The organism is Devosia sp., assembly GCF_028290645.1.
Classification (GTDB): domain Bacteria; phylum Pseudomonadota; class Alphaproteobacteria; order Rhizobiales; family Devosiaceae; genus Devosia_A.
In genome coordinates, this window is the sequence record NZ_JAQGJL010000137.1 from 1 (window position 1) to 12,939 (window position 12,939).

Sequence of the window (12,939 nt, forward strand, 5' to 3'; positions counted from 1 at the left end):
GCCAGTAGTTGAAGCTGACATTGTCGAAGGCAATGCCACCCTCCTTCACCAGCAGCTTGGGCGCGTCCGGCCTGTCGATCATGGTGATCGGCTGGGCGATCGTATCCATCGAGTCCTTCACCGTGCCGACCTGGCGGAAGATGTTGGAGCCGATCTCGAGGATCCAGCCCGACATGTTCATGATCTGCAGCGCGAAGGGGATGGCCGTCGCGACGGCCGCGGCATTGAGGTTCCCCTGGTTCCAGCCGGCCAGCGCGATCCAGGTGATCGAGACCACCAGCCCGGCGTTGAGCAGGAACAGCGTCGACCACATGTAGGTGAACACCCGCATCAGCTTGCGGAACGCCAGCGTGTGCTCGTGCACCGAGTCCGAGACGTACTTGTCCTCGTGCCCGTCGGTCGAGAACGTCTTCAGCGTGTGGATGTTGGTGTAGCTGTCCACGATCCGGCCGGTCATCACCGACTTGGCTTCCGAGAGATCCTCGGAGTGCCTAGCGATGAGCGGCATGGTGACCGTGAACAGGATGCCGTAGAGCAGCAGCCACACCGCTATTGGGATCAGCAGCACCCAGTCCAGCCGGGCCAGCACGATCACCGCCACCACCACGAACACCACGGCGTACCACGCCGCGTCGATCGCGAGGTTGACCGCCGTCTCGATGGCCTCGCCCGCCTGCATGATCTTGTTGGCGATGCGGCCGGCGAAGTCGTTCTGGAAATAGGTCCAGCTCTGCCGGATGACGTGCCAGTGGCTCTGCCAGCGCACGATGTTGACGAGGCTCGGGACGATCGCGTGGTTGCGGACCAGCGTGTCAATCAGGAACGACAGCGGGCGCACCACCACAACGACGGCGATCATCCACAGGAAGGTCTGCCAGTTCAGCGAGAACATCTCGCCCGGCGGCGTGGTCGCCAGCATGCCGACGATCAGGCCGACGAAGATCGGCATCATCGCATCGGCCACCGAGCCGATGGCGACGAGTCCGATGCGCAGCGCGAACGCGCCGCGGAACTGATTGACGAAGTAGAGAATGAACTTGCGCACGCCCATCGGGGGCTGCGTGTCCTTTGCCAGCGCTACAGGCGAGTAGCGGGCATTGAACCAGTCGATGACTCGGTTGAGCATTTTGCACTCATTTTCCCGAGCCCGGTATCCGACTTAACCAGTCAGGTCAGGGCTCTAGTGGATTGTTTTCGTTTCACTTTGGAACGGCTGGCATTGGTGCCCGCGCTGAGGTCGATGAGGTTACGAGTTTCCATTTGTCCCTCCTTGGGATGGTTGAAGTAGCAGGCGAAAGGTGCGGCTAGGTGCCATCTCCCATTGTGTGAGAAGGCGTCGGCTGAGAGATCTGAAGCGTTGCCATCACTCCGCCGCCTCCTCCTGAACGTCCACCTCCAAAAACCCACCCGACTGCCGGGCCCAGAGCTTCGCATACGTTCCGCCCAGATCGAGCAGCTCCGCATGCGTCCCCTGCTCGACGATCCTGCCCTCGTCGATCACCACCAGCCGGTCCATCGCCGCGATGGTCGAGAGCCGGTGCGCGATCGCGATCACCGTCTTGTCGCGCATCAGCAGGTGCAACTGATCCTGGATCGCCGCCTCGACCTCGCTGTCGAGCGCCGAGGTCGCCTCGTCCAGCACCAGGATCGGCGCGTTCTTGAGCAGTACCCGGGCGATGGCGATGCGCTGCCGCTGCCCGCCCGAGAGCTTCACGCCGCGCTCGCCGACATGGGCGTCGTAGCCCTTGCGGCCCTTGAAGTCGCTCAGCCCCTCGATGAACGCATCCGCCTCGGCGAGCCGCGCCGCGGCGAGCATCTCCTCCTCGGTCGCATCGGGGCGGCCATAGAGGATATTCTCGCGCACCGAGCGATGCAGCAGCGAGGTATCCTGCGTCACCACGCCGATCTGTTCGCGCAGCGTATCCTGCTGCACGGAGGCGATATCGGTGCCGTCGATCGAGATCACGCCGCTCTCGCGGTCGTAGAAGCGCAGCAGCAGGTTGACGATGGTCGACTTGCCGGCGCCCGAACGGCCGACCAGCCCGATCTTCTCGCCCGGCCTGATCGCGAGGTCGAGGTGCTGGATCACACCCGCCTTCTTGCCGTAGTGGAAGCTCACATCCTCGAAGCGGATGTCGCCTTTCACCCGTCCGATCGGCTTGGCGCCCGGCGGGTCGGCGACGACGCGCGGCAGCGAGATCGAGCTGATGCCGTCGCGGACGATGCCGATGTTCTCGAACAGCTGCGACATCTCCCACATCACCCACTGGCTCATGCCCTGGAAGCGCAGCACCAGCGCCGTGGCGACGGCAATGGCGCCCGGGGTCATCGAGCCATTGAGCCACTGGTTGATGCCCACCGCCATCACCGCAAAGAGCAGGATGTTGTTCATCAGCGGGATGACGATCTGCAGCAGCGCGAACATCCGCATCTGCTTGTGCACCGTACCCATGAACTGATCCATGGCCTCGTGCGCATAGGCCTCCTCGCGATGGCTGTGCGAGAAGAGCTTCACCGTCGCGATATTGGTGTAGCTGTCGACGATGCGGCCGGTCATCAGCGAGCGGGCATCGGCCTGCGCCTCGGCGACCTTGCCGAGCCGGGGCACATAGTAGCAGAGCAGCGCCACATAGGCGGCGAGCCAGACGAGGAACGGCACCGCCAGCCACGGGTCGCTCAGCGCCGCCAGCACCACGGCGCCGGCAAAGTACACCGCGACGAACACCGTCACGTCGAGCAGCTTCATCACCACTTCGCGCACGGCGAGTGCCGTCTGCATCAGCTTGGCGCCGATGCGGCCGGCGAACTCGTCCTGGAAGTAGCTCATCGACTGGCGCAGCAGATAGCGGTGCGCCATCCAGCGGATGCGCTGCGGCAGGTTGCCGATCAGCGTCTGGTGGATGATGAGGGTGTCGAAGATTTGCAGCGACGGCAGCAGCACGAGCAGGAACGCCGCCATCAGGCCAAGCTTCCACCCGTCCGTCTGCAGGAAAGTCGCGCGGTCGGCCGTGCCGAGCCAGTCGATGATCGACCCCATGAAGCTGAACAGCAGGATCTCACCCAGTGCAATGCCGGCACCGAGCACCGCCATGGCGATCAGCCAGCGCTTGGCGCCCATGCAATAGTGCAGGCAAAACGCCACCAGGCCCTTGGGCGGCTGCATGGGCTCGCTCAGCGGATAGGGATTGAGCCGATCCTCGAACCACTTGAACACGCGATCGAACACGACAACCTCCCTCGAACCGCATCTCGATGGCGGCACGGCTACGACCTCAACCTAAGTTGAGGTCAAGCGGCTCTCGCCATCGGAGGGCTTACCCTCTTTCCTGTTTCGGATTACGCACGCGTCACGCCAATGGCGTGTCGGAGGTGCGTGCTGGCCGACCAGCCCGGCGCCGATCCCAATACCGCCGAATTCGGCAAGGATCGTGTCCAAATGGCTAGTTGTCAGCCGCACAGAATACACTAACCCTTGGATTCGGCTGTTGCGTCTGCGCCACAGTTGGTTAACGAGTTGATGCAGTGGAGCATTTCATGCGCGGCGAGAACGAAGAGACCGTATTTCTCAAGGACTACTCTGAGACCCCGTACGCGGTCGAGAAGGTCGAGCTGGACGTCCAGATCGCTCCGGACACCTCGACCATCCGGACCCTGCTCACGCTGGTACCGCGTGCGAACACCGCCCCTGGAACGCCGCTGGTGCTCGATGGCGAAGAGCTGACGCTACGCTCCATCGCCATCGACGGGCTGCCACTGGCGCTCACTGCCTATGACGCGACGGCGACCAGCCTCACCATCCTCGAGCCGCCGACCAAACGCTTCGTGCTCGAGACCGAAGTGGCGGTCGAGCCCGAAAAGAACATCCGGCTGATGGGCTTTTACCGCTCGAACGGCACCTGGTGCACGCAGTGCGAGCCGGAAGGCTTCCGCCGCATCACCTATTATCTCGATCGCCCGGACGTCCTCGCCCCGTTCAAGGTACGGATGACCGCCGACCGGCAACTTGCCCCGGTGCTGCTTTCCAACGGCAACCTCGTCGAACATGGCGCCCTGCCCGACGGCAAGCATTTCGCCGTATGGGAAGACCCGTTCCCGAAGCCGGCCTATCTCTTCGCCATGGTCGCCGGCGACCTCGGCTCGATCCATGACAGCTTCACCACCTCCTCGGGTCGCAAGGTGGCGCTCGGCATCTACTGCACGCACGGCAAGGAGAGCGAGTGCCTCTACGCCATGGATTCGCTGAAGCGTTCGATGGCCTGGGACGAGCGCCGCTTCGGCCGCGAGTACGACCTCGACATCTTCAACATCGTCGCCGTGTCCGATTTCAACTTCGGCGCGATGGAGAACAAGGGCCTCAACATCTTCAACGACAAGCTGGTGTTCGCCAAGCCGGAGTCGGCAACCGATGCCGACTACGTCAACATCGAGAGCGTCATCGCGCACGAGTATTTCCACAATTGGACCGGCGACAGAATCACTTGCCGCGACTGGTTCCAGCTCTGCCTCAAGGAAGGGCTGACGGTTTACCGCGACCAGGAATTCTCGATGGACGAGCGCTCGCGCGCCGTGAACCGCATCGAGGACGTGCGCCAGCTGCGCCAGACGCAGTTCCCCGAGGATGGCGGCCCCCTCGCCCATCCGCCGCGCCCCGATCGCTACAAGGAGATCAACAACTTCTACACGGCGACCGTCTACGAAAAGGGCGCCGAGATCGTCCGCATGCTGGCGACGCTGCTCGGCGAAGCGGGCTTCCGCAAGGGCATGGACCTCTATTTCGAGCGCCATGACGGCGAAGCGACCACCATCGAAGCCTTCATCAAGGTGTTCGAGGATTCGAGCGGGGAGAACCTGCAGCAGTTCCAGCAATGGTACCTGCAGGCCGGCACCCCGGAAGTGACCGTCACCGACAGTTACGATGCCGCGACCCAGACCTACACGCTCGATCTCGCCCAGCACACCGAGCCCACACCGGGACAGCCGGAAAAGCAGCCCATGGTGCTGCCGATCCGGTTCGGCCTCATCGGCCCCAACGGCAGCCCGATGAGCTGGGCCTCGGTCTCCGGCGGCGAAGTGCGCGACGACATGATCGTCATGGACACCAACAAGGTCAGCGTCAGCTTCACCGGCATCCCCAATCGCCCGGTGCCCTCGCTGCTGCGCGATTTCTCCGCACCGGTGAAACTCACCACCAATGCGACCGAAGCCGACCAGCTCTTCCTCGCCCGCCACGATGCCGATCCGTTCAACCGCTGGCAGTCGCTGCAGGACGTCTCGATGCGGCTGATGGTCGATGCGGTCGGCGGCAAGGCGTGGAGCGACCGGCAGGTGGCCGCGCTCGCCGAAGCGCTCGAGGAGACGCTCGCCTCCAAGGAACTCGACCCCGCCTTCAAGGCCCACGCGCTCGGCCTTCCCAACGAGCAGACCGTCGCCCGCACCATCGGCAGCAATGTCAATCCCGACCGCATCCATGAGGTGCGCGTCGACCTCGTCGGCGCGCTGGTCTCCCGGCTCGCCCCTACGCTCGAGCGGGTCTATCTCACCAATGACAGCCGCCTCGCCTACTCGCCCGATTTCCAGCAGGCCGGCCGCCGCTCGATGAAGAACACCGCACTCGGCCTCCTCGTCCTCGGCGGCGCCACAGGTGCGGCGCAGCTGGCGCGCGAGCAATACGAGCGGGCGCTCAACATGACCGACCGGCTGTCGGCGCTCTCCACCGTCGTGCAATCGTGGACCGGCGACGCCGAAACCTTGCTCGCCGATTTCTACCGCCAGTTCACCGCCGACCCGCTGGTGCTCGACAAATGGCTGTCGCTCAATGCTCTCGCCTCCGACGATGCGGCGCTCGACCGGATCAAGGCGATCCTCGCCTCGCCGGATTTCCCGCAGAACAACCCCAACCGGCTGCGGGCGCTGATGGCTACCTTCGGCATGAATAACCCGACGCAGTTCGCCCGCGCCGACGGCGCCGGCTTCCGCTTCCTCGCCGACTTCGTCGCCGATGTCGACAAGCGCAACCCGCAGGTCGCGGCGCGCGTGCTCACGGCCTTCCGCATCTGGCGGAGCTTCGAACCGGTCCGGCGCGCCGAAGCGGAGAAGGCGCTGAAATCGCTTCAGGACTCCGGCACGCTGAGCCGCAACACGGCCGATATCCTCGAGCGGACCCTCGGAGCGTGATCAGGAAAAGTTGCGAGACTTTTCCGGTTCGATCACGCGACCAGGACAAGCAAAGGAACGATGGCCCGCTTACCCAGGCGGCTCGTCGTTCCCTCGGTTAACGGAACCTTACTCGTAGAAGAATTTTTCTTCCGAGGCTAAGTGATTCAGCCGACTCGCGATTTTGCGCTTCGCCGTCACGCGCGTCCGGGACCCCTCTGGACAGTGACCGCGAAGCGGATTCAAAGTCCCACTACTGGGCAAATCACTGGTCGACCCAATCACATAGGCGGAGAACTTGATGCGGCCGACGGAGCAATCCGGGGACGAGGCGAAGCGATTCCGTACGCCTGACGTTGTGGCGCGACGCACCTGGATGCGTCGTGCCCTCATCGGCGTGCTGGAATGGCTGCTCACCCGGCTGACCGGACGCAACGCGACCAGCGGCTATGCCGCGCTCATCGAAACGCTGCCCTTCGGCGTCGCCTGCTGGGCCGCCGATGCCCGCCTTATCGCCAGCAATACCCGCTTCGCCGAACGGCTCGGCGTCACCCCGGATGCCCTTGTTTCCGGCGCCGCCTATCACGAGGTGGTCAAGACCCTCGCCCAGGGCGGCTACATGCAATCGGTCCGTGAGGACTGGCAGAACCGGCTGCTCGAACTGCACCGCGAGGACGGCTCCACCCTCCTCATCGAGGAGCGCCCGCTGCAGGGCTCGGGCTTCGTCACGCTGGTGATGGACGTCACCGAAAGCCGCCGCACCAACCAGCTGCTAACCTCGATCCGCGAAGAACAGCGCCTGCTCGCCCGCCGCTACCACGAGGAAAAGCTCCGGGCCGAGGCCGCCAGCCGGTCGAAGACCAGCTTCCTCGCCCATCTCAGCCACGACATCCGCACCCCGCTCAACCACATCATCGGCTTTGCCGACATGCTGCGCCAGCAACCCTACGGCCCGCTCGGCGACGCCAAGTATCTCGGCTATGTCGAGGCGGTGAAAAGCTCCGGCGAGCGCCTGCTCGGCTTTTTCGGCTCGATCCTCGAACTGGCCGAACTGGAAGGCGGCCGGCGCGAACTGAAGCGCGACCGGTTCACCGCCGACGACCTGCTCCTCGGCGTGTTCCGCCGCTACACCAGCCAGGCCCAGCGCGCCGGCCTCACCTTCGGCCTCGGCGGCCCCTGCGACGCCATGCTCAGTGCCGACCGCTTCGCCCTCGAGCGCATGATCTCCAACCTCGTCGAAAACGCCGTCCGCTTCACCCCCCGCGGCGGCAAGGTCACCCTCACCGCCTACGCCGCCGCCGACGGCGTGGTGCTCGAAATCACCGACACCGGCATCGGCATGACCCAGGAGCGGCTCGACACCCTCTCCCAGCCCTTCGTCTTCGGCGACGCAGCCCTGACCCGCGACCGCGAAGGCGCCGGCCTCGGCATCGCCATCGCCCGCGCCATCGCCGAACTCAGCGGCGGCCACCTCGCCATCGACAGCCGCCAGGGCCTCGGCACCACGGTAGCAGTGTCCCTCCCGCTATTGGCGGAAGACGCAGCCAAAGCGGCCTGATGCGCAAGCAGTGCCCCCAGCGTCCCCTCGCCCCTGAGGGGAGAGGGCAGCGCAGCTAGGACCGCAAGGTCCGTAGCGAAGCTAGGGTGAGGGGTTCAGCCCCTCCAAACGCTCTCGCTACAAGCCGACCCCCTCCGGCCACCACTCCCCTGATGCCTTCAGCCTGTTGTCAGGTTGCCGGCTCACCCTCGGTCCTGCGGCGCGTTCTGCCGCATCGACCCGGGAGTTCTCCGTAAAGTGTATCGACTACGCCGTGCCGTGGTGAGCGCACTCCGCGCCGCCCCGAGTGCTGCCACGCACTCACGCCTGATATCCTGCCGCGACCACCGGGTCGCAAAGCCGGACCGTCCGTCACCCCAAAGCCTGCTGGCCGCTTCGGTGGGTGTCCTCACATGATCCCCGTCGTCTGGCTTGCGTCCTATCCGCGCAGTGGCAACACCATGCTGCGCATCATCCTCGCCCAATGTTTCAAGCTGCCCTCCGCCGCCGCCTACCCCGAGGATTTCAACGGCAACCACACCCTGCAGGAACTCACCGGAAGGATCGCCCCAACCAGCGAGGGGGTAATCGATTTCGGCGACGTGCCCGTCCGGATCATCAAGACCCATGGGCGGCCGCAGGATGGCTCGAAGGCGATCTACATCGTTCGCAACGGCATCGACGCGACGGCGAGCTTTCATGACCACGGCAACCGGCGCATCCCCATCGAGACGCTCATCTGCGGCAGGCCGGGACTGCCCAGGTGGTGCGAACACATCGCCTGGTGGACGCCAAGCTCGCGGCCCGGCACCATGATGCTGAAATACGAAGACGTCGTCGCCGATACCGGCGGCACGGTCGATGCGCTGGCAGACTTTCTTCACGTCGCACCGGTTGCCCATTCCATCCCCGCACGGGACGACCTCGCCGCAGTGGACGGCAAATGGGTGCGCTCCGCCTCAGCCCCCGGCCGCACAAGGCTGTCGCCCGGCGAGGAAGAGCATTTCTGGCAGCTGAACGGCGACACGATGATGGAGTATGGCTATTCGAGATGGCCCAAAAGCCAGGAGACGGACTACCCGGCGCCGAGGGTTTTGCGGTCCAGCGGTTGATGCCGCGTCCCCTCTCCCCTCAGGGGAGAGGGCAGTGCAGCTAGGACCACAGGTCCGTAGAGGAACTGGGGTGAGGGGTTCAGCCTCTCAACTCGCGCTCGCTGAGACGCTGAACTCCTCATCTTCGGCCACCTTCTCCCCCCACGAGAGAAGGCCGCTCGTCGGAGGCGCGAGCGACCGGGGGTTGCTGAGTGCCCAGCGCGCCGCTAGCGTGCGACAGATTGAGAAGGAGACTACCCTGCGGCCATCAGCGCGTGTCTGGATACTGATCGCAATTGTCGGTAGCGCGAGCGGGGCCCGAGCCGACGACGAGCGGTCGATGGTGAAGTTTTGCCACGAAGCCGCCGAGGCCTACTACCAGCAGCCCACAACTGACGTTTTCGGGGTTTTGGCCAACGCAGAATATGAGCCAGTCTGGGTGCAGATGTTCGCCGAATTTGGCGGCGATTCACACGCGGTCGACCCGGACGCTGGCCCCTCAGAGACCGTTGGTACGGTAAGCGTCAACTGCACGTTTGCCTCCTCCTCTCCTCCGTTGCGGCTAACCTCTATGAACCTCGGCGAAAGGCGAGTTGAAGGTCGCAGCCTCGATGCGGTCCAAACTCAAGTTGACTCTCTACAATAGAGCTTAGGCGTGGCTCCCCACTACATCCCCCGCGCCCGCCCATACCACCGCTCCGCCGCCCCACTCACCTCCGCCTCCATCTCCCGAACATCCCCGGCCAATCGCTCAAAATTCGGCGTGTTCGTCCGCTGCGCCAAGAGCTCCCGGAACGCCTCGGTCCACCCCTCGTCCTTGAACGGGTCGGCCAGCGCGGCGCTCATCACCTGCAGCACCGTCGAGTACAGCTCCAGTATCTCCGCCAGCCGCGCCCCCTCCGGCACCAGCCCGGTCTCCCCGAGCCGGCGCAGCACCACGCCCGTCGTCGCCTGCGGCGCCGCCACCACCTCTCCGGCCACCAGTTGCGCCGACTGCGCAATGAACTCGAGGTCGACCAGCCCGCCCGGCGCCAGCTTCAGGTCGAACAGGTGCCGCGGCGGCCGTTCCTTCGCCATCAGCGCCCGCATCGCCACCACATCGTCGATGGTCCTTGCCGCATCGCGCGGCCGGGCCAAAATCTCGGCTACCGTCGCATCGACCTTCGCGCCCAGTTCGCCATCGGCATAGACCACCCGCGCCCGGCTCAGCGCCAGGTGCTCCCAGGTCCAGGCACTCTCGTGGTGATACTGAATGAAGCCTGAGAGGCTGGTGGCGAGCGGCCCGGCATTGCCGGAGGGCCTCAGCCGCATGTCGGCCTCGTACAGCACACCCTCGGAGGTCGGCGCGCTCAGCGCCGCCAGCAGCCGCTGCGTCAGCCGCGCGTAGTACTGGCTCGCCGCCAGCGGCTTGTCGCCATCCGACTCCTCCGCCCCCTCGCTGTCATAGAGCATGATGAAATCGAGGTCCGAGCGCGCCGTCATCTCGCGGCTCGCCATCTTGCCGAACGCGAGCAGCGCCACGCGGGCCCCCGGCACCACCCCATGCCGCTTCTCGAACTCGCGCCGCACCGCGTCGAACAGCCGGGTCAGCAGCGCTTCGGCCAGGGTCGTGAACTGCTCCCCTGCCCGCGCCGCATCCATCGAGCCGGCCAGCAGCCCCGCCGCGATCAGGAACATCTGCTCCTGCCCGATGATGCGAGCCCGGTCGATCACGTCCTGGTAGTCGCGCGCGTCGGCGAAGAACGCCTCGATCTTGGCGAGCAGCGTCTCGCGCCGCCGCACGTCGTCGGCAAAGGCCGGGTCGATCAGCCCGTCCATCACATGCGCCCGATGGATCACCGCATCCGCCATGCGCGGCGCCGAGGCCATCAGCGCAACCAAGAGGCTCCGCAGGTTCGCGTGGTTCCTCAGCAGCGCAAAGAGCTGCACCCCCGACGGCAGCCGCGACAGGAAGTTGTCGAACCGCGCCAGCGCCTCGTCCGGGTTACCCGCCCCCGCGATGGTCGAAAGCAGCGCCGGCAGCAGCTCGGTCAGGTGCGCCCGCGCCGCCGCGGCGCGCGTCGCGGCATAGCTGCCATAATGCCACTTCTTCACCGTGGCGATGGCCCTCGCCGGCTCGCGAAACCCCATGCCCGACAGCGTCTCGAGCGTCTCCGGATCGTCATCCGAGCCGGTGAACACCAGGTTCCCGCCGCCGCCCGCGAGGCTCTCGCCCTCGGCGAAGAGGTCGGAATAGTACCCCACAACCTGGTTCAACGCCGTCCGGTAAGCCGTTTCAAACGCAGCGACATCCAGCTCGCCCATCAGCCGCCCGATCACCGCGATCGCTTCTTCGCTCTCGGGCATCACATGCGTCTGCTCGTCGCGCAGCATCTGCAGCCGGTTCTCGACCGCACGGAGGAACCAGTAGATCCGCGTCAGGTCCTCGGCCGCCCGCTGCGAGATCCAGTTGGCCGCCGCCAGCGCCCGCAATGCCTCGGCCGTCGGCCGCACCCGCAGCGTCGGGTCGCGTCCGCCGGCGATCAGCTGCTGGGTCTGGGTGAAGAACTCGATCTCGCGGATGCCGCCGAGCCCGAGCTTCACGTTGTGCCCGGCCACCCGCGCATCGCCGACATTCTTGGTGATGTTGATCTGCCGCTTCATCGCCTGGATATCGGCGATGGTCGCGAAATCGAGGTGCTTGCGCCAGATATAGGGCGCGAGGTCCTTGAGGAACGCCTCGCCCACCGCCCGGTCGCCGGCGCAGGGCCGCGCCTTGATCCAGGCCGCCCGCTCCCAGTTCTGCCCGCGGCTCTCGTAGTAGGCGAGCGCCGCCTCCGTCGGCAGCGCCACCGGCGTCGCGCCGGGGTCGGGCCGCAACCGCAGGTCGGTGCGGAACACGTAGCCGTGGGCCGTCCGGTCCTGCATGAGCCCCGCGAGTCGCTGCACGATGCGCGTGAAGAACTTCGTCTCCTCGCCCGGCTGGTTCAGCGCCGCCTTGTCCGGATCGAAGAACGCCACGATGTCGATATCGCTCGAATAGTTGAGTTCGCGCCCGCCGTGCTTACCGAGCGCGAACAGCGCCAGGCCGCAATTCGCCGCCGTCGCCGAAGTCAGCCCACGCGCCGCCGCCAGCCGCAGCAGCACCTCGAGCCCCGCATCGAGCGCCGCATCGGCCAGATCGGACAACGCCGCCGTCGATTGCGCCGTCGTCCAGCGCCCCTCGACCTCCGACACCGCAGCGAGCAGCGCCACGCGCCCCTTGGCGATGCGCAACTCGCGGCCGATCTCCTCTTCGGTCGTGGCGCCCCGCCCCGCCGTCGCCACCTGCTCGAGCACCGCCGCCAAAGCGGCATCCGGCGACTGCTCCCGCGCCGCCGCGAACCAGTCGGCATGCCGTTCTGCAAGATCCTTGAGGTAGGGGGCGGAGGCGAGGAGAGTTTCGAGCGCGACTTTCATGGGCCTTCGATAGCGCACTACGGTCAAATGTCACTGGATTTCGGCATCGGCATCGATAAGGTCCCACGCCAGCGAAATCCCACGAGCCCTTGATGCGAAACACGATTGCCGCCGCCCTCGCCGCCCTCGTCCTCTGCGCCTGCCCCGTCTCCGCCGCCCAGCTCGGCGGCATGGGCGAGGCGATCTTCGGCAACAGCTTCAACTTCAGCAAGGCCAACCTCGAGAAGCCGGCGGTCAAGGCGATCAGCGTGGGCAAGCTCCAGGTGACGCTGCAGCGCACCAGGCTCAAGGACATCCAGAAGGCCTTCGGCGGCACCCTCCAGCGCGAGGGCGACGGCGCCGGCCGTGCCGACTGGCTGTGCTACGGCACGGAAGGCGCCAATGTGTGGTTCATCTCCAATGCGCTGGGCGGCTTCGAGTTCGTGATGATGGTTGCCGCCGAGGCTGCGAAGAAGCCCGCCGCCGGCTGCGACGCCGCCCCGGCCGGTTTTGCGGTTCCCGCCTTCGGCATTCCCGGCCTCGGCGCCTCGACCGCCGACCTCAAGGCGACGTTCGGCGCCGCCTCAGGCGGCAAGATCGCCTACCGCTCCGACCGCCCGGGCGGCTACTCCGACATCGCGCAGTACATCGGCTATGTGCTGAAGAGCGGCAAGGTGGCCGGCATCGGCATCGGCGAGACGTCGGTGCAGACGGCACATTAGCACTTGATCCTCCCCCGTT

The 12,939-nt window shown here is 65.8% G+C and carries 7 protein-coding genes; 4 read left to right on the plus strand and 3 right to left on the minus strand.

Annotated features, from left to right (window positions below; genetic code table 11):
* Positions 1-1,126, minus strand: a 1,126-nt coding sequence (locus tag JWQ89_RS07910; RefSeq protein ID WP_299639893.1) for an ABC transporter ATP-binding protein, incomplete at its 3' end; no start/stop codon positions are given.
* Between the two features lie 237 nt (positions 1,127-1,363).
* On the minus strand, positions 1,364-3,214 hold the full coding sequence (locus JWQ89_RS07915) for an ABC transporter ATP-binding protein (protein ID WP_299639904.1): 1,851 nt from the start codon (positions 3,212-3,214) through the stop codon (positions 1,364-1,366).
* 320 nt (positions 3,215-3,534) lie between these two features.
* On the opposite strand from JWQ89_RS07915, the gene pepN reads away from it, so the two are divergent.
* The 3 genes from pepN (at position 3,535) to JWQ89_RS07930 (ending at position 8,802) form a co-directional block, all read left to right on the plus strand.
* Positions 3,535-6,174: an aminopeptidase N gene (gene pepN / locus JWQ89_RS07920; protein ID WP_299639895.1), complete on the plus strand. Its 2,640-nt coding sequence runs from the start codon at positions 3,535-3,537 to the stop codon at positions 6,172-6,174.
* 280 nt (positions 6,175-6,454) lie between these two features.
* Positions 6,455-7,711, plus strand: a complete 1,257-nt coding sequence (locus tag JWQ89_RS07925) for a PAS domain-containing sensor histidine kinase (protein ID WP_299639897.1) — start codon at positions 6,455-6,457, stop codon at positions 7,709-7,711.
* Positions 7,712-8,103: 392 nt separating this feature from the next.
* Complete coding sequence (locus JWQ89_RS07930) at positions 8,104-8,802, plus strand: sulfotransferase domain-containing protein (RefSeq protein WP_299639898.1); 699 nt, start codon at positions 8,104-8,106, stop codon at positions 8,800-8,802.
* A gap of 645 nt (positions 8,803-9,447) precedes the next feature.
* On the opposite strand, the gene JWQ89_RS07935 is transcribed toward JWQ89_RS07930, so the two are convergent.
* Positions 9,448-12,219 carry a bifunctional [glutamine synthetase] adenylyltransferase/[glutamine synthetase]-adenylyl-L-tyrosine phosphorylase gene (locus JWQ89_RS07935; protein ID WP_299639900.1) on the minus strand — a complete coding sequence of 924 codons (2,772 nt, stop codon included), beginning with the start codon at positions 12,217-12,219 and terminating at the stop codon, positions 9,448-9,450.
* Between the two features lie 92 nt (positions 12,220-12,311).
* Here JWQ89_RS07935 and JWQ89_RS07940 point away from each other — a divergent pair, with 92 nt between their 5' ends.
* On the plus strand, positions 12,312-12,920 hold the full coding sequence (locus JWQ89_RS07940) for a hypothetical protein (RefSeq protein ID WP_299639902.1): 609 nt from the start codon (positions 12,312-12,314) through the stop codon (positions 12,918-12,920).
* Positions 12,921-12,939 lie beyond the last annotated feature (19 nt).

Excerpts from the sequence above, each read along its gene's own strand:
- pepN (WP_299639895.1), top strand. The coding sequence starts at position 3,535 with ATGCGCGGCGAGAACGAAGAGACCGTATTTCTCAAGGACTACTCTGAG.
- JWQ89_RS07925 (WP_299639897.1), top strand. The coding sequence starts at position 6,455 with ATGCGGCCGACGGAGCAATCCGGGGACGAGGCGAAGCGATTCCGTACG.
- JWQ89_RS07930 (WP_299639898.1), top strand. The coding sequence starts at position 8,104 with ATGATCCCCGTCGTCTGGCTTGCGTCCTATCCGCGCAGTGGCAACACC.
- JWQ89_RS07935 (WP_299639900.1), bottom strand. The coding sequence starts at position 12,219 with ATGAAAGTCGCGCTCGAAACTCTCCTCGCCTCCGCCCCCTACCTCAAG.
- JWQ89_RS07940 (WP_299639902.1), top strand. The coding sequence starts at position 12,312 with ATGCGAAACACGATTGCCGCCGCCCTCGCCGCCCTCGTCCTCTGCGCC.